Origin of the sequence: Paenibacillus sp. CR_12 (genome assembly GCF_041953985.1) — a bacterium.
In the GTDB taxonomy this organism is placed as follows: domain Bacteria; phylum Bacillota; class Bacilli; order Paenibacillales; family Paenibacillaceae; genus Paenibacillus_AQ; species Paenibacillus_AQ lautus_A.
The window spans coordinates 322,183-339,815 of the sequence record NZ_JAVFHO010000002.1; the positions used below are offsets into that span (position 1 = coordinate 322,183).

The following is a 17,633-nucleotide window of genomic DNA, read 5'->3' on the forward strand; positions in this document are numbered from 1 at the left end:
AATGTATGTATGAAAGTAAATAACAGTATCTGGTTGAAGTCATCCCTTGTCTATATACTTAGCATATAAATTCATGATTGTCTGGAGGCGTTGGACATAATGAGACTTCATATTGCCTATGACCATCCCATTGCTATCAATGCTTTCGAATGGACCCCTGCCACTTATCGGCAGCCGCCTCATGTGCACGCAAGCCTGGAGATCGGTCTCTGTTTAACAGGCAAAGGCTATTTTTTCTTTGGCAACAAACAATATGCAGCAAAACCTGGCGACTTATTTCTGGTCAACAATGATGAACGGCATATTGCCCAATCTGCCCCCGATGACCCGAGCCGCTATCTTTTTATTAATTTTGATCCCGCTCTGCTGCTAGCGGAGGAGCCCGGTCTTCTGCTGCCATTCTCCTATCGCTCCACTCATTTTTGCAATCATATTATGGGCGGCTCGCCGCTCGCCAAACAGCTTACGCCTTGGGTGCTGGCTATAGCGGAAGAACTGCGGGAAAAGTCCCCCGGTTATTTGGCAATGGCCAAAAGCGCGCTCATTCAGCTGTGCGGCCGTCTTCTTCGACATTACGACGGTTTGCTGACCGATGATGAGCGTCGTCATATGGTACATTCCGTTCGCCAGGCGCAATCGCTTGCCGCTTTGGTCGAGCATCGTTACCACGAGCCGGTTAGCTTAGGGGAATTGGCTGATGAACTTGGTTTAAGCGTCTCGCGCGTGAGCCGGGCGTTTCTGGAAACGACCGGTTATCGTTTCTCGGAATATGTTTCCTTGCTGCGTATCCAGGCTGCCAAGAGGGAATTGGCAGGAACAGACAAAGCTGTAGCCGATATTGCTTTCGAATGCGGCTTTCAAAGCTTGCCGACCTTTTACCGTGTTTTTAAAGAGATTGTCGGCCTGTCTCCGATCCGTTATCGGCAATCAATAGGGATTACGGAATGAGCAAAAAATGAGAATAACGCTTTCATGATTTGAGAAGCCATTGCCGGCATGGCTGGTTATAATCAAGGCATATTTTGATTATATGGATTTCAGGAGGGCAACCTTGATGACGAAATGGATTGGACTGAGGGAAATAGTTCGGGATGAAATCAAACAGCGCGGAGAAGAAGGCTGTCATGTTGAGGGGATGGCCGAGCGGCTGGAAGCAGCCGGCACAGACGAATCAAAGTTAATGGAAGTATACCAGGCTTTAATGGCTCTTGAACCGCATGAGGATTTCAAGTATTTCGAGCCGTCGGAATTGGAGGCCATTCGCGCCGAACGTCCGGATGGACCGAGATTCCTGTCCGGAAACTGGGATGAGCTTAAATGGCAGGATAAATTTCATGGTGCGTGGCTCGGCCGTTCGGCTGGTTGTGCGCTCGGAAAACCTCTCGAAGCTCCTTCCTTCATGCAAGGCTCGGGCGGAAGACCCGGCTGGCACAATGTTAAGTTGTGGTTCGAAGGCGCAGGGCAATGGCCGATTTGCCACTATACACCGGGCGATTCAACTGCAGAAGCCGAGTACAGTATCGAGATAGCAAGGTGGAGCAGCTTGGCCAGCTGCCGGGATAATATTCGCTTTATGGAAACGGACGATGATATTCGATATACCGTTCTCGGCCTGCTCATGCTTGAGGAACGCGGGCTCGATTTCAACTCCTGGGATGTGGGCAAGCTGTGGCATCGTCATTTGTCATTCGGGCAGGTATTCACGGCTGAAGCGCAGTCCTATCTTAATTTCGCTCGCGTCACTTCACATATTAGCGGCGATCGACCAGATGACTGGGAGAAACACATCCAATGGGGCCGTTCTTATTTAAACCCCTACCGCGAATGGATCGGCGCCCAAATCCGTGTGGACGGCTATGCATACGGTGCTGCCGGCCAGCCCCAGCTTGCAGCTGAGCTTGCTTGGCGGGACGCTTCCTTCTCCCATGTGAAGAATGGTATTTATGGCGCCATGTTTTGCTCGGCTATGATTGCCGCCGCATTCGTTGAAAGTGATATGAAGCGAATTGTTGAGATCGGATTGAGTGAAATTCCGAAACACAGCCGTCTTGCAGAAGATATCGCATTAGCGGTCAACATTGCCGAGGAAACGGAAGACACAATAGATTTGGTGAGTAAAATATGGGAAGCATTTAAACACTATCACCCTGTTCATACCAATAATAATGCTGCATTATGCGCGGCAGCGCTCATTCATTCCGGAGGGGATTTCGAGAAAGGCATTACGGCAGCCGTACTTGGAGGCTGGGACACCGATTGCAATGGCGCCACCGTCGGCTCCATTCTTGGCGCATCGCTTGGAGCGGCGGCGCTTCCTGAGAAGTGGATCTCGCCGCTAAACGATACGTTGTATGCCGATGTCAGTGGCTTCCACCCCATTGCCATCTCCGAATGCGCGCAAAGAAGCTATCGCGTCTTTGGAAAATTGCAGCATTAACATGATTTAGGATGAATCGAGTATAATGCGGTATCATATTAAACTAATATGTCCGTTCACTTAAGAAGGCAGCTGATCGCTCTGACCAGCTGCCTTCTCTTTTTTATCAAACTCCTCTTGAGAAATTACCCGAACATCAACTTTAAAAGCATTTAAATAATAATCTGTGTAACCCCCCCAATAATTTCCTCTTGGCAAGTGTTCTGTACGTCCGATGAGCTCATTTCGATAATTCATTTTTGAAGGCTTAATGCATTTTCGTGTAGTATTTTATCTGCTTTGCTGCAGGTCGGACGCCGATACATGCATCTTACTACCCGCGTCCTGCGTGTCGCCTTTGTTTTAATGACAATTGAAAAATCGCCATCTATACTAAACCTATAGAGCGTATGGAATGGAGGAGCCGTCTATACATGAAAATTTCACTCGACATCGACCCGCGCAACGAAGAAACAACGGTGACGATTCACTGCAAAGAATTGACCCCAGCCATCCAGGAGATCCTCGAGTACCTCAATAAGAATGACATGGATTTGATCGTCGGAAAAGATGGAGAGAACCAGCACTTAATTAAGCACGAGGAAGTACACTACTTTCGTACAGAAGGCGATGTGGTCACAGCCGCCACCTCAGAAGGAATCTTTAAAATAAAAGAAAAATTATATGAGCTCGAAAACTCCCTTCCCTCCCACCGGTTTATCAGGATCTCAAAATCCGTCATTGCGAACCTGCATGCAATGAGCCATTTCGAACCATCATTTAACGGGACCCTCTGCGTTCACTTTAAATCAGGTGAAAAAGAATATGTTTCGCGTCATTACATTGGCCGAATTAAAGAAATTTTAAAGATGAACAGGAGGGAAACGAAATGAATGCATTTCTTTTCAGAAGCATGATCGGTATATTCTTCGGGGCCTTTATTGCTGTAATGACTACAAGTGCGCTTATTTATTTTGGCGGACAATCGACAATAGACGGAATGCATTTTATTAAAAATGCATTTGGCTATATATTCTGCGGCTGGCTGTTTAATGTCACACCCCTCTATTTCAAAATCCGCTCACTTCGCCTGCCCATACAAACTGCCTTGCACTTTTTAACAGTCACCATCGTCTACTTTTTATTAGGCCAATGGATCGGCTGGATTCACATTAATGTAAAGAACTTTTTGATATTCCTGGGAATCTCTATTATCGGTTACGCCATCGGATGGATTGGATTTTATCTTTATTTTAAACATGAATCGAGAAAGCTGAATAACGATCTTAGAAGACATTGAATAAAAGGAGAAAACGCATGGAGAGTGTCATTACAGTTCGCAATCTATCGAAAAACTTTGGCGGGACCAAGGCAGTAAAGAATCTTTCCTTTGATGTTTACAAAGGTGAAATCTTCGGAATTATCGGGCCGAACGGCGCAGGGAAAACGACCACCCTCGAAATCCTGGAAGGAATCTCTGATCCAAGCGAGGGAGCGGTTGAAGTCCTTGGACTCGTTCCCAATAAGCAGCTTCGGGAGTTGAACAAGAGAATTGGTGTCCAGTTTCAAGCCACTTCGATCCAGAAGAAAATGAAAGTAAAAGAAGCGCTGGATCTCTTTTCTTCATTTTATGATAATGCCACGAAAAAAGATCATTTCATAGAATTGCTTGGCTTAAACGAAAAGCTGAACGTAAAATTTGATGACTTATCCGGCGGATGGAAGCAGCGGGTAACTCTTGCTTTAGCCACTCTGCATGAGCCTGAAATCTTATTTCTTGATGAGCCGAGCATGGGTCTTGATCCCTCAGCAAGGCGGGAAATGTGGTCTTTGATCCGGCTGTTACGGGATCGTGGAAGTACGATTGTGGTGACCACGCATTATATGGAAGAAGCTGAGCAGCTGTGCGACAGGGTGGCGATGATTTACAGCGGCCAATTAAAAGCTTTAAACTCCCCTCGTGAATTATTAAACGAAGGTGCTGCTAATTGTCTTACCTTTATCAGTGAAGGAGTCGCCCCCGAATATCTAAGCTCGCTTCCCGGCGTGGAGCGCGTTGAAAAGAATCAAGACGAATTTAAAGTGTTTTGTGATGACCAACAGACAACGGCTTATCACATTTTCAGTTACTGTCAGGAAAAAGGCATCCGATTGTCCAGCTTCAGGTTTGAAAAAGGCTCTCTCGATGATTTATTTATCCAGTACCTAGAAAAGGAGAAGATCGGATGAACGCAATCGTAAAACTCGCCAGTTTAGAAACGAAAATGTTCTTTAGAGACCGTTTAAGCATGTTTTGGACGTTTCTCTTTCCTATTGTGATGATCGGGCTGTTTGGATCCATGTTTGTTGGAGATAACATGAGTCAAAAGGCTTTTGCGGAATATTTTGTTCCTTCGTGGATTGGCGTCAATATCGTAACCACTTCCTTTTTTACTCTGGGAACTGTTTTAACCAATTACCGGGAAACGGGCGTATTGCGAAGATATCAATCAACACCGCTCCAGCCATGGAAAATCCTCGCCGCCCATACCTTTCAAGGGACCGTCATCTTTGCAATATCCGCCATGCTTCTGATGGTCTTTGGCATGCTGCTCTACGATTTAACCCTGCCGGCCTACATCGGAAGCACCCTGCTTTCATTGCTTATTAGCATCCTCGCTTTTTTCCCGTTTGCTTTATTCCTGACCTCATTAGCAAAAAACACTCAGGCTGCTTCCGCAATCAGTTCATTATTTCTAAACCTGATGCTGTTCCTGTCAGGAGCGACATTCCCGCTGGAAATGATGCCGACGGTTCTTCAATATGCAGCGAAAATACTCCCGCTCTATTACGTCATTCAGTTGCTGCGGGGGACGTGGACAGAAGCGCCAATTACGGAGTATGGCTTTGAAGCAGCTGTTTTGATTGGCATTGCCATTGTATCTGTTGTGCTTGCTACACGGTTTTTCCGGTGGAGCGGGAAATAGGAATATTATAAGAAGACTTGCATCGCCTCATTTATAATCGGTTGACCCGGTTTCATACCTGAAACGATCTACTCCATAGAGCGTATTCATATGCTCCATATGAGCCGCTCCCCAATTGTTCAATGCCTTTAGCACCGTGCTTAAACCTTTGCCATACTCGGAAATTGAATACTCTACTTTTGGAGGGACCTGGTTATAAACCTCTCGATGTACAATATCGTTATACTCAAGCTCTCTTAACTGTTGGGTAAGCATTTTTTTGTTTATACCCGGTATCGATTTTTGAAGCTCGCTGAATCTCATGGTGCCGTTGGAAATCAGTTGAAGTAAAATGACGGGCTTCCATTTCCCCACCAAAATATCAAGCGCTGATTCAAATTTGCAATACTCTTTCATTGAACTCCCCGCTTCCCTGTACCTTAGGTAACTTTTTATTCACTATGTTTAGATAAAGTGCCTACTTCATTGAACCCAATTACTAGACTATTATAACCTCAGAGAACGCAAATAAGTAATAAGGAGGTTAGCACCATTCATGAATATCGCATTATGGATCATTCAAGGGCTTGCTGCGCTGGGGTTTGTTTACTCAGGATGGTTGAAGGCGTTTCAGTTTGAAAAAGCCAACGCGTCTTGGGGATGGGTGAAAGACGTTCCCAAAGCGTTCGTCGTCTTTATTGGGGTAGCAGAATTGGTAGGAGCTTTCGGACTTATTCTGCCACTAGCGATGTATATCGCGCCCATATTGACGCCTATTGCCGCTGCAGGTCTTGCCACAATCGTTCTTCTTGGCGCCCTATACCATGTTGCACGCAAGGAGCATCGAGAAATAGGCGTAAACGTTGTCTTCTTTGTGTTAACTGTATTTATTGTGATCGGTCGTTTTTAAACCAGCATCTGCCGAAGCTGGATTCAATGTTTCAGTAGTGAATATAGCAGCAGAGAATCGACCTGCAGGTCGATTCTCTGCTCTACCACGATCGATGGTACGGTCCACCGTTAATGATCTCAAACGATCCTGCCCTTACTCTCTCATTCTTCTACCTTTATTTGCTTGGCGCAATCCCTTTTACCAGCAATTCCGTCCACTGGGCGGTATAAGGGAGTATCCTTTGGTAGATATGCGGGCTGGATATCCCTTCAACCAGGGCCTGGAAATATATCAGAAGAAATTCATCCGAATATTTCAGATCAACCTTGCCTTCTTTGCGCCCACGATGAAATAAATCCAACATAAGACTGTAGCTTTCGTTGACGTACTCCTGCATCATCAGTGATAATCCGTTATCGTCCTTCTTTGTAAAATAATCCATTAAATCGAAATAAAACTGCTTGTTGATCTTCTCCAGAAAATGAATTTTGATCTGACTCATGGCAATGATCGTTTCTTCGAAGGGTTTATTTTCGGCCATGATTTCTCGGGCATTTTCCCCCATTTGAGTTAAAAAATATTTAAACACCTCGTGGATCAGGTTTTCCTTGCTCCCAAAATATTTAAATATCGTCGTTTTACCGACATTGGCATGTCTAGCTATCTCATCCACTGTTACATTTTCGATGCCGGCTTCGGTATTCAACAAGTCAAAAGTTGCCTCCAAGACTTGATTTTTCTTCGCTTGCGTCCTCTTTTCAAAACCATTCATTCCTTATTCCTGCTTTCTAACGATTATGACTAAAATAAATTATTGCGGAGGTTTTAGTTCGTAATTTTCCTTCCTATTTATTATATAGCGAAATTATGAATTATCAAACGCATCAGAGTTCTAAACTTAGCTTTATTTGCGTTGACTATGACCATAATCGGGTGTATAACTGAAGTTGTAAATGAACTTTGGTTTAAAACAAAGCATTTTCAGCGAATATATGAACTATATCTAAATATTCAGTTCATTATTTATCAAGTTGAAGCTTTGCTTTAGACTGGAAAGCACGTTACTAAAACTGGTTAAGAAGGAGTTTTAGTGCTATGACAAACATTGTAAAGGTGCAAGGCTTGCAAAAAAGCTTCGGGAAGTTCAAAGCGTTGCAAGACGTATCATTTACGGTAAATGCCGGGGAAGTTGTCGGATTTATCGGGCCGAACGGCGCGGGGAAATCCACAACAATTCGTACGTTACTTGGGATTATCCGTCGGGATGCCGGGGAAGCGAAGATCTTTGGCAAGGATGTATGGAAAGACAGCCTTGAGATTCATAAACGAATTTCTTATGTTCCTGGGGATGTGGCGCTTTGGGGCAGCTTAACTGGCGGTGAAATCATTGATTTATTTATGAAATTACATGGCGGCGGAGACAAAAATAAACGCGACTATTTGATTAAACGGTTTGAATTGGATCCGAAGAAGAAAGCCAAGGGCTATTCCAAGGGAAATCGGCAAAAAGTCGGCCTGATCGCGGCTTTGGCCGTTAATTCCGATTTGTATATTTTCGACGAACCGACTTCCGGCCTTGATCCGCTGATGGAAGCCGTCTTCCAGGATGAGGTCGAAAAAATCAAGCTTGCAGGAAAAGCCATCTTACTGTCCTCTCATATTTTGAGCGAAGTGGAGCGGCTGGCCGATAAAGTGGTCATCATTCGCCAAGGCAAAGTGGTTGAAACCGGGACATTGGATGAGCTGCGTCACTTAACCCGTTCTACGGTAACGATGGTAACGCAAGACAATGTGGCTATAATGGCATCCGTTAACGGTGTCCATGATTTCAAGCAATCCGGCAATCAAGCGACATTTTCCGCGGATAACGAATGTATCAATGAAATTTTGTCCGAAGCGGCAAAATTGGGCGTCAAGAAGTTTGAGTCCGTGCCGCCTACGCTGGAAGACTTATTCATGCGTCATTATGAAGTCTAAGGGCGGAAACGGAGGAAATTATAATGCAAGAAAAATTTGCACGTTCGCGTGTACTATTCGTCCAATATCTGAAACGTGATTGGAAAAAAATCATCATCTGGATTTTAGGTTTAGGCTTGTTTTCAGCCGGATTTGTTCCTGCTTTTGAAGAAATCGGCAAGGGACAAGGTTTGCAAGGAATGTATGAAACCTTGCAAAATCCTGCCATGATTTCCATGGTTGGTCCGACACCGGTTGAGACATCGGCGGATTATACTTTGGGCGCGATGTATGCGCACGAAATGTTGTTATTCTGTGGTTTGTTTGCGATGATTGTCGCTGCATTGCATGTAGTAAGCCATACTCGCAAAGAAGAAGATCTTGGGCTGACTGAACTCGTCCGTTCCTTCCAAGTGGGCCGTCAAGCCAACTCGCTTGCGGTAATTGCCGAAGTTGTTGTGATCAATATGATATTAGCACTCGTGATTGGCGGAATGATGACTAGCTATGGAGCAGATACGATTTCGGCCGAAGGATCCTTTTTGTTTGGCGCATCCATCGGCATGGCCGGGATCTTGGGAGCCGTAATTGCCTTAGTTATGGCACAAATCATGCCGACTTCATCCGGTGCAACCGGTTCATCACTCGGAATTGTAGGCTTGCTATATATTTTTCGCGCCGGAACGGATGTGTCGAATACGGATCTCTCCATGATTAATCCGATGGGTTGGACGTATCTAACCTATCCTTTTACAGGAAACCATTGGGTCCCCCTAATTGTGGCGATAGTCTTCAGCGTCATCGTCGTGATCATCGCTTTTGGCCTTGAAGGCCGCCGAGATATGGGAGCCGGTTATTTGCCCGAACGTGAAGGACGGGAGTCGGCAAAAAAATCATTGCTATCCGTACCCGGCCTGTTTACGAAGTTGAACAAAGGCGTAATAATCAGCTGGTTGATTGCTTTCGTCATCATGGGAGCAGCCTATGGTTCGATTTATGGAGATATGCAGACGTTCCTAGAAAGCAATGAAATTCTGAGTCAAATGTTTACGATATCCGGCGTTTCCATCGAAGAAGCCTTTACCGGAACCATTATGATGGTCATGACCGGAATGGTTTCCATCTTGCCGATTGCAATCGTAAACAAACTGTTCTCGGAAGAAACGCGGCTGCATTTAAGTCAGCTTTATGCGACCAAAGTGACGCGAGCTCAGCTATATTGGACGAGTGTCATGTTGGCTATCGTTGCTGGAATCGTTGGCATTTTGCTCGCTTCAAGCGGACTTGGCGGGACGGCCATTGCTGCCATGGGTGACGGCTCGCCCATGAACATGGGGGATTTTATCGCCGCTGGTTATAACTTCCTGCCTTCCGTGTTGTTTTTTACCGGACTTGCCGCTTTGGCTTTAGGTTGGGCACCTAGACTAGGCAAAAGCGTATATGCGTACCTTGGCTATTCCTTTGCTCTAAACTACTTTGGCGGCATTTTGGAGTTGCCGGAATGGTTCTCGAAAACAGCCGTTCAAAGCTGGATTCCACGGATGCCGGTAGATCCGTTTGATGCTGCCACCTTTATTGCGATCTCAGCGATCAGTATTGCCTTCATGGTTTTGGGCTTTGTGGGATATCGCAAACGGGATATGGTTGAAGGAGCTTAACCGATAAATAAACTGATCTCATACTTTGATATAAATGGAACAGAAAACGGGCTGAATCCTACATATTCAGCCCGTTTTTTTCATTTACGAAGTTTATCTGTATAACTAACAATATTGCCAAACTGCTCGCCCGCCATTATTCGCTGAAACGCGGTAGTGCTTCATCCATCGCGTAGATCCGCCCATTGGCTTAAACCACCTTTAAGTATTGGAATAGGAAGCATCATTGTCGGGTCAGCCGGCGCGGCGGGAGCGGACCAGAGTTAGCCCAGCGAGGATCACACCGATCAGCCCCATTACAATAGCAATGATCGCCCCAGCTCTCCCGGCGCCGGTACCGAAATCACCAGTGAATATGGTCAGATGCACTATAGCGTAGACTAAGACGATCAGCCCTAATACCGTGGCCACGATCGACCCGTTTCGCCCACCATTTCCGGTACGACGTACGGAGCGGGCCAGAGACAGCCCACCGATGACCGCGCTGATCAGGCCCACCACCGCGTCCATCGTGGCCCAGAGTCGCCCGGGGGTTAATCCGTATCCGACATTACCGTTGGTCACTTCAGCAGTGGCAATAGTTGGAGCAAGTAGAAATGCACAAAGCATTACGAATGTAACTAGCTTCAATTTCATTTGTTAATTACCCCTCTCGGTTGTTTTTTCATCATTTGCAAGGAGACTTCATGAGTTTGATAGGAGTTCCTGCTAGATCAACTAGTAAGATCTGTTTACCACCAAAACCTGGCGACAATATCATTGCGGGTACGTAGGCCCGCTTTAAGCAGGGTTCTCCTCCTAGATTCTCATTTCTGGCCTAGACGTTCCAACGATCAGTACACTCGTCCGTATGCAATGACTGTGCTGAACTCAGCTAATTCAAACGTTTTTGTTTATTTAGATCTGATCAAGCACTGTCGTACTTCCGTTCTACTCAATTGTTACGGAATTGCCGGATAATCCCCCCTTAATGCCGAGTTCAAACAGCGCTTTCTCAATCGATATCGTATACAATCCGCAGTTCATCCTTCCGTTTTCAAAAATTACGTTTCTCAGAATCCGATTCCCATATTCATTGTCCTTGTTGTTCTTCGCGGCTATCTCTCTCCTTTCACAGACAGTTTACAAAACAAATGTCGAGAACTTATGCAGATCTTCCGCTCTTTGTGTGGATTTCTTTAAGAACCTACCTAATCACGTTATAATTTTCGGTAAGCGGCGTGTACTCGCTATGGAATCAAACTAAGGGAAGGATGTGAGGGGAATGGAACCAAAATTGTTGATTGTGGAGGATGAACCGGGAATGCTGGAGGAGATGCAGACCTATTTGCAACGTGAAGGGTTCAAGGTATTGACAGCCTGTACCGGCAAGGAAGCGCTCATGATCGCCCGGTCTGAGCGGCCTGATCTCGTCGTGCTTGATTGGATGCTCCCGGAAAAAAGCGGAATCGACGTATGCCGCGAGATAAGACAAACCTCGCATTGCGGCATTATTATGGTCACGGCCCGATCGGAAGAATCAGATAAAATCGTCGGTCTGGAAATTGGCGCAGATGATTATTTGACGAAGCCGTTCAGCTTGCGCGAGCTCGCATCGCGCATCAGAGCTTTGCTTCGCCGTTTACGCGGACCTGAAGACAAGTCGATATTCTTGGAAAGAGACAACCTGATCATTTCCGAGGCCAAATGTCAGGTATTCAAAGACGGTCAGGAACTCCAATTGACACCTACCGAATTCAAAATTCTGTTCACACTCGCGGGTCGTCCCGGCATTGTCTTTAGCCGTTTGCAATTGTTAAAGGCTGCTTTGGAGGATGAGTACATGGGATACGAAAGAACGATGGATTCCCATATCCGGAATCTTCGCCGCAAACTGGGAGACGATCCTGCCAATCCTCGATATATTCAAACGGTATATGGTTTCGGTTACCGGTTCGGTGAACGTACATGAAGATGACGGTCCGTATGAAAATGTTTGCCTGTATGGGACTGATCGTTTTCATTGTAAGCATCACGTTCTCCCTGACAACGCAGGTTTACACAAGCGGCTTGATCGATCAATTTCAAAGGGAACAAATCGATGCCAACTATTTGAGCGCATCGCCCGAAGAGCAAATCGAAATTTTTAAATCTTATATCCTTGACAATATGCAGCTGAACGAACTGCTTAATGTCACGCACGGCGTGCGCTTGTTCTTGTTTGTTGCGATCGGGTTGTTCTTCAGTTATTGGATGTCGGGGGTGCTTACCCTCCCGCTCAAAAAACTTATAGCCGCCATAGAGCGCGTGGCGCAGGGTGACCTGAATGTCAAAGTACCTGTAGACACGAAAGATGAGTATGGGAAAGTTGCCCAAACGTTCAACGATATGACGTTCCGTCTGCGTGAAGCCGAAGAGACCCGCAGGCGACTGGTGGCCGACATTGCTCACGAGCTTCGCACGCCGCTCTCCGTGATGCAGCTTAAACTGGAGAATTATCAGCAGGCCGGTCATCATGTCCCGCCGGAAATGCTGCTTCGGCTTCACGATGAGGTAATCCGGCTCAGTCAGCTTGTGAACGATCTTCATATATTGTCGCTGGCCGAATCGGGCCGGTTGTCACTCGAACGCAAACCGCTCGATCTGACGATGCACCTAGAACGAATTGTGGACGACGTGAAATACGAAGCGGAAGAAAACGGATTAGACGTTTGTCTTTATACGATTTCGAGTCCGGTTACCGTTATGGCCGATGCGAGACGGATAACGCAGGTATTCATTAATATACTGACTAATGCGATTCGTTACACGCCTCGTGGAGGGAAGATTACTGTTGAAATCGAAGACCGGGTCTTTGATAGGAATGCGTTCTTTGCATGTGTCTCGGTGATCGATACCGGCATCGGAATACCGGCGGAAGAGCTGCCCTACCTATTCGATCGATTTTACCGCGTAGACGAAGCGCGCTCGAGGCATACAGGCGGTACGGGGCTCGGGTTATCTATCGCCCATCATTTTGTAAGAGCCCACGGCGGGTTCATCCGCGTTGTGAGTCAGTCTCATGAAGGTACTACATTTACCGTTTTTCTGCCTATAGGGCGATGATGTCTATAAAAGTTGATAACTCGGCATATGAACTTGCAGGAATTCCATTTACGTTCAATCTCCTCATATATCCAGGTCTGGTAGCTTAATAAGGCTGAGACAGGACCTTTGGGGAGAGTATAGGCAAAGCATATTTATAGAGAATTTAAAGACATTGACATTATATATGGCCCCTGAAACAGACCGAACATCAATTGCTCAAAAAACATACGACTCAGGCTCTCCACCAACTTGAGAAATTCAACCGAGATCTTGCAGATCCGAAAATGAATGACTATATCGTTCCGGCCGCCAAGGAGGCATTGCTGCTCCAGGCTGCGGAGCTGCTGAATATCTTAAATCAACAATTGGACAGTTGAAATCGATGCTAGAGTTAAGCCTAAACAGCGTGTACCTATCGGTACACGCTGTTTACGTGGATGAAATCATTATCTTTAGGCTTTCGTGCATGTAGCCATTTGCCTCGCTTTAGTTTAATAACCATCTAAAATTATTTCAACGACTTTCTCTACATACTCGTCTCTGCCTTCCATCATTCCTTCTAGCCTTGCTTTTTCAACTAACGTTTTCCATAAGTTTAGCTAAACTCCCACGACCATTATTTCAAGCGTATTGGTGAACCCACTCTTTTATCCGAGAGGCAACCTCGGTTACGTCGGTATCCGTTGTATCAATGGTAGGCATTGGTGGGTTATAGACCTCATCGGCAATTTCAAGCAATCGTTTTGCGAAGTTTTTGTGGTTTTGAATCTCTTCCTTAGACCACTTTCTTTCACGTAGACGTTTTTCGCGAGTAGCTTCATCACAATGTAGGTTTAGGTAATATACATGCTTAAAAAAAGGAAAGTCCGCACATTTTTCAATATCCCAAGGCATCATGGTGCCGCATATGATAGTCATGCGTCCACTTTCAACGATGTTGCGTGCAACTCGCAGCCAAATATTTCGCATGTTCTCCCAATCGTGTCCGATAAATTCAACAAGATCATCAGGATCAAAAATATCAAAATCAGGCATCATTTTCCGCAGTTCCTTGATGACATATGTTTTCCCAGACCCACTTGCACCTGTTACGATAAATAAAGGCAATTTTCTTTCCATAGTTATAACCTCGTCTCATCTAAATATATCGCTATTCCTTTATACGCCAGCAGTGCCTAGACGTAACTACAAATTCATCTGGCAGTCACTACCTCGCCTTATACCGCTGTCTATATTCGCTCGGCAGCATGCCTGTCTGCTCTCGAAAGGTTCTGCTGAAATATTTCTCATCCTCGTATCCGGTTTGCTTGGCAATCCAAACAATTGGCCTGGCCGTCTGTTCCAGATATTCTCGCGCCTTATCGATCCGTACCTTGCGCAGATATTCATTGAAGGAATAGCCAACGATTTCTTTGAAACATTGATAGAAGTAGCTTCGGCTCAGATTGACCCGCTTCGCGACATCGATAGCGAATAACGGCAACTCAAGTTCGTCGTGCACGATTTTGACCGCGGTCATAATGCTGCCGCTCACTTCGGGGCTCAGCTGCAGGCTGCCTGATAGCGTTATCCCATTTTCCCTGAATTGTTTCAGCCAGTCCGCAACCTCCCGCCAGCACGTAAATGTGTCAGGCATCTTGATATCATCAGGTTGTATCGCTCTATAAAGCCGGTTCCAGTCAACCATACATCCATAGATCCATTGCATTAGCTTGGAGACGGGTATACGCAGTTCTTTCAATCGACTGCAAAGCTTATCAAAGGCTTCATCGTCATGGACCCATGTGAAGGCGTGTAGTAATTCCTTTACAGTGGCCGTCTCTTCTTCTCCCGGTTCAGGACGTTCCGCCATCAGCTCCATGACAGACTTCTCAATCGGATAGGGCTCATTGCCGTCGCAGTCGTAGAAAAAATCTCTGCTCCTATAGGCCCGTATTCGTAGAAGCAGCTCGGATGGAGATAAACCGGCTGTATGCCGTAGCCGTACCATATGCCATCCGGTGCTGCACGTTCCGTCTGGAAGCGGCGGCAACGGGTCTTCTTCTTCATTGCCATGAGTCGGAACCTCCTTGGGAAGTTCCGTCAGCCACATCGGAATAGATCCATCCGCTTCCGCTATCCAGCCCAATGAAACGCAATCCGCTACCATTCTGCTTGTCACTGGCTCATCCGGGTACGTCAATAGCGCATAGGCCGTATCGCAAGAACAAGCCGCTACTATCGAATCCGACTCATTCTTGTGCCTCTGCTTCACTTCCACAATGCGCGAGTGAATGCGCTGAAACACTTCTTCGAACTGTTCTTTTTCAAGCTCAACCTTGGCAATGTAATCAATGGCACCCAGTCGCAGCGCTTCCTGAATGTATTCAAAATCCTGATGAAGAGTCAGCACGGCGATCGCGATATTCGGATATTGCTTGCGCACAACCCGAATTAACTCTATGCCCGACATTACCGGCATGGCCAGATCGGTCATTAACAGATCTACCCGATTCGCCTTCAAAAAATCGAGCGCCTTCTCCCCGTTGGCAGCTTCGCCTACAACTCTCATTCCGAACGATTCCCATGGCAAAAAAGACATCAGTCCCTTACGTACAAGCTTGTCGTCGTCTACGATGAGAACATGGATCATTTCGTTAAATTCTCCTCCTCGATTTGTATCGAAATGATGATGCGGGTTCCTTTGCCAAGCTCGCTTGTTACCGTAAGACTCGCTCTCCCTTCGTAATGAAATTCTAACATTCGTTTGACATAATTCAGTCCGATTCCCATACCCACTCGATGGCGTTCAGTCTGTTCCTGCTCAAGCAATGCCTCAATCTTTTCCTCAGAGATCCCCCCGCCGTTATCTCGAATTTCGATCTCAAGCCTGTCATTCTTTCTAACCACCACCTCGATTCTGCCGTTATCATCTAGCCCGTGATACAGCGAATTTTCAACCAACGGCTGCAGAATGAATCTAGGAACCGTCACTTCGAGTAATGCGTCGTCCACGTGAATATTGACATCGAACTGAAAATTGTATCGAATCTGCTGGAGAATGAGATATTGCTTCAGCGAATCAATCTCATCCCTGATCGTCGCAACACTGTTGCCTTTACGGAGATTGTAGTAAAGCAGTTTGTTCAACGAAGTGACAAGCCTGTCGATCTCCTCCTGACCGTTCATAACGGCTAGCCAGTGCGCGGTATCCAGCGTATTCATCAGAAAATGCGGATTAATCTGATACTGCAGCTTCTCGATCTCCAGATCCGCTCTGCGCTTCTCCTTGGCCTTGATTTCAGAATACAGCTGCGTAATCTGAACCTTCATATGTTGAAACTGGTTTAACAACATCTCAAATTCCGGGATGCGCGATTGCGTGGCAGCCGCATTAAAATTGCTGCCCGCAATCGATTTGATCTCCTTATTAAAGCGCGACAGCGGCCGGTACACCATTTTCCATAGAAGCCAGCCAATGGTCAGACTGACTACAGCGAACAGCAGCGCCAGCCCCAGCATCTGCATCATCCAGCGATTTTTCTCGCGGTTGTAGTCCGATTTCGCAATAAGCGAGACCACACTCCAGCCCTGATTGCTGACTTGTCGATACCAATAATAGTCGGACGTAATGCCTGTTACCAGGGAAGGCGCTAGAGCGTCCGAAAAAAATGAATTTTCAGGAAAGATATCTTGAAGCTCGCTGTATGAAATCCTTCCATTGTTGTCCAGAATTAAATGATTGGTATGCTTGCTGACTTCATCCAAATCAAGAATGCTCTGCGTCAGCTTGAAACCGGACTCAATGTAGACATAGGCGTCTTCCCTCTCCGGCAAATCAACTTTTCGCAAGGCGGAAAGCACATATTGATTGTTGAATCGATCTTTACTGATATGCGGTCCAAAATAGGTGATGCCATAATACGCTGCTATGATGGGAAGGTCATCGATATCGAATGGCTGTTTCATGCCTGTATTCTCAAAAAGAGTGGTCTGATCGTCGCGTAAATAATACAGCGTTAATCCGACATTGGGATTGGTGAACGTGATTAGATTCAGCTGGTTTTTGATTTCATCCGTCAGATAACTCCGGTCATACGGCTGCTTCGCCATCAAAAACTTCTCAAGCTGCCTACCGACATTCCCCTTAAAGGTCAGTTGTTGGGAAACGTGATTCAGATTGTCCAGCGTGTTCTCAAGCGACAATCGGACCTGCTTTAAATTGCTTTGAATGCCGGATTGCAGCTTCGTATTCAGAATGGATGTAATGGTGTTGTATGACAGATAACAGGTGCAGATGAAAGGGATCAATGTTGCTGCGGCAAACAGTAAAAGAATTCGATTTTTCAAGGTCAATCGCTTCAGGCGAGACTTCCAATCCTTTTCCGGTTTCATCGTTTCATCCCCATCGATTATCGACTCCTCCTCTCTTTGAATCATATGGTCTATGATGCGCATAATCAGAAACAGGCGGAAAAATCTTTCTAGAATATAACACAAATTAAAATGATTATTGAGCATAGATTTCAATAAATCAGGTGCCAAATCCGTTAACGTTCAATTGAAAAAATCACGGGTAGACAAATGTCTTCTCCGTAGTGGGTGAAATGTCCAACCACCCGCAACAGCCGTAAATTTTTGTACATATGACCCCCTCATTTAGAAACCACCTTCTATCCATGAAGGCGGTTTCATTGTGCTACAGTTAAATGGTCCATACG

Annotated in this window: 18 protein-coding genes; 12 read left to right on the plus strand and 6 right to left on the minus strand. The window is 45.9% G+C overall.

Translation table 11 applies throughout. The features are described 5' to 3' along the window. Positions 1 to 99 precede the first annotated feature (99 nt). From RB297_RS05140 to RB297_RS05165, 6 genes are all read left to right on the plus strand, one after another. Positions 100 to 948: a helix-turn-helix transcriptional regulator gene (locus RB297_RS05140; protein ID WP_375119936.1), complete on the plus strand. Its 849-nt coding sequence runs from the start codon at positions 100 to 102 to the stop codon at positions 946 to 948. Between the two features lie 106 nt (positions 949 to 1,054). Beyond that, positions 1,055 to 2,437 carry an ADP-ribosylglycohydrolase family protein gene (locus RB297_RS05145; protein ID WP_375119937.1) on the plus strand — a complete coding sequence of 461 codons (1,383 nt, stop codon included), beginning with the start codon at positions 1,055 to 1,057 and terminating at the stop codon, positions 2,435 to 2,437. Positions 2,438 to 2,850: 413 nt separating this feature from the next. Next, entirely contained in the window at positions 2,851 to 3,309 is a 459-nt protein-coding gene (locus tag RB297_RS05150) for a LytTR family DNA-binding domain-containing protein (protein WP_096773884.1), read from the plus strand. Beyond that, the gene (locus RB297_RS05155; protein ID WP_277745954.1) at positions 3,306 to 3,716 is read left to right on the plus strand and encodes a DUF3021 domain-containing protein; all 411 of its coding nucleotides are present in this window, start codon (positions 3,306 to 3,308) and stop codon (positions 3,714 to 3,716) included. The genes RB297_RS05150 and RB297_RS05155 overlap by 4 nt, the downstream gene beginning before the upstream one ends. Positions 3,717 to 3,733: 17 nt before the next feature. After that, the gene (locus RB297_RS05160) at positions 3,734 to 4,645 is read left to right on the plus strand and encodes an ABC transporter ATP-binding protein (protein WP_213578762.1); all 912 of its coding nucleotides are present in this window, start codon (positions 3,734 to 3,736) and stop codon (positions 4,643 to 4,645) included. Next, positions 4,642 to 5,382, plus strand: a complete 741-nt coding sequence (locus tag RB297_RS05165) for an ABC transporter permease (protein ID WP_145036672.1) — start codon at positions 4,642 to 4,644, stop codon at positions 5,380 to 5,382. Before RB297_RS05160 ends, RB297_RS05165 begins: the two co-directional genes overlap by 4 nt. Before the next feature lie 27 nt (positions 5,383 to 5,409). Here RB297_RS05165 and RB297_RS05170 read toward each other — a convergent pair whose 3' ends face one another. Continuing rightward, on the minus strand, positions 5,410 to 5,778 hold the full coding sequence (locus RB297_RS05170; protein WP_096773888.1) for a winged helix-turn-helix transcriptional regulator: 369 nt from the start codon (positions 5,776 to 5,778) through the stop codon (positions 5,410 to 5,412). 139 nt (positions 5,779 to 5,917) lie between these two features. Between RB297_RS05170 and RB297_RS05175 the strand changes: the two genes are divergently transcribed. Next, the gene (locus RB297_RS05175) at positions 5,918 to 6,271 is read left to right on the plus strand and encodes a DoxX family protein (protein ID WP_036660610.1); all 354 of its coding nucleotides are present in this window, start codon (positions 5,918 to 5,920) and stop codon (positions 6,269 to 6,271) included. A 157-nt stretch (positions 6,272 to 6,428) separates the two neighbouring features. Here RB297_RS05175 and RB297_RS05180 read toward each other — a convergent pair whose 3' ends face one another. Beyond that, positions 6,429 to 7,025: a TetR/AcrR family transcriptional regulator gene (locus RB297_RS05180; protein WP_375119938.1), complete on the minus strand. Its 597-nt coding sequence runs from the start codon at positions 7,023 to 7,025 to the stop codon at positions 6,429 to 6,431. A 323-nt stretch (positions 7,026 to 7,348) separates the two neighbouring features. Here RB297_RS05180 and RB297_RS05185 point away from each other — a divergent pair, with 323 nt between their 5' ends. Continuing rightward, positions 7,349 to 8,230, plus strand: coding sequence for an ABC transporter ATP-binding protein (locus RB297_RS05185; RefSeq protein ID WP_096773891.1), 882 nt, complete (start codon positions 7,349 to 7,351; stop codon positions 8,228 to 8,230). Positions 8,231 to 8,253: 23 nt separating this feature from the next. Further along, positions 8,254 to 9,867, plus strand: a complete 1,614-nt coding sequence (locus RB297_RS05190) for an ABC transporter permease (RefSeq protein WP_375119939.1) — start codon at positions 8,254 to 8,256, stop codon at positions 9,865 to 9,867. A 234-nt stretch (positions 9,868 to 10,101) separates the two neighbouring features. Here RB297_RS05190 and RB297_RS05195 read toward each other — a convergent pair whose 3' ends face one another. Beyond that, a complete protein-coding gene (locus RB297_RS05195; RefSeq protein ID WP_375119940.1) occupies positions 10,102 to 10,503 on the minus strand; it encodes a DUF6223 family protein in 402 nt (133 codons plus the stop codon). A gap of 628 nt (positions 10,504 to 11,131) precedes the next feature. Between RB297_RS05195 and RB297_RS05200 the strand changes: the two genes are divergently transcribed. From RB297_RS05200 to RB297_RS05210, 3 genes are all read left to right on the plus strand, one after another. Then, positions 11,132 to 11,818 (plus strand): response regulator transcription factor, encoded by a 687-nt coding sequence (locus RB297_RS05200; protein ID WP_375119941.1) that lies wholly within the window; start codon positions 11,132 to 11,134, stop codon positions 11,816 to 11,818. Further along, a complete protein-coding gene (locus RB297_RS05205; protein ID WP_375119942.1) occupies positions 11,815 to 12,951 on the plus strand; it encodes a sensor histidine kinase in 1,137 nt (378 codons plus the stop codon). Before RB297_RS05200 ends, RB297_RS05205 begins: the two co-directional genes overlap by 4 nt. Positions 12,952 to 13,124: 173 nt before the next feature. Then, positions 13,125 to 13,310: an FIMAH domain-containing protein gene (locus RB297_RS05210; RefSeq protein ID WP_375120569.1), complete on the plus strand. Its 186-nt coding sequence runs from the start codon at positions 13,125 to 13,127 to the stop codon at positions 13,308 to 13,310. 244 nt (positions 13,311 to 13,554) lie between these two features. Here RB297_RS05210 and RB297_RS05215 read toward each other — a convergent pair whose 3' ends face one another. The 3 genes from RB297_RS05215 to RB297_RS05225 form a co-directional block, all read right to left on the minus strand. After that, complete coding sequence (locus tag RB297_RS05215) at positions 13,555 to 14,052, minus strand: AAA family ATPase (protein WP_255250498.1); 498 nt, start codon at positions 14,050 to 14,052, stop codon at positions 13,555 to 13,557. A gap of 88 nt (positions 14,053 to 14,140) precedes the next feature. Beyond that, positions 14,141 to 15,565, minus strand: a complete 1,425-nt coding sequence (locus RB297_RS05220; RefSeq protein WP_375119943.1) for a response regulator transcription factor — start codon at positions 15,563 to 15,565, stop codon at positions 14,141 to 14,143. Beyond that, positions 15,562 to 17,307: a sensor histidine kinase gene (locus tag RB297_RS05225; protein WP_375119944.1), complete on the minus strand. Its 1,746-nt coding sequence runs from the start codon at positions 17,305 to 17,307 to the stop codon at positions 15,562 to 15,564. Before RB297_RS05225 ends, RB297_RS05220 begins: the two co-directional genes overlap by 4 nt. Positions 17,308 to 17,633: the final 326 nt, after the last annotated feature.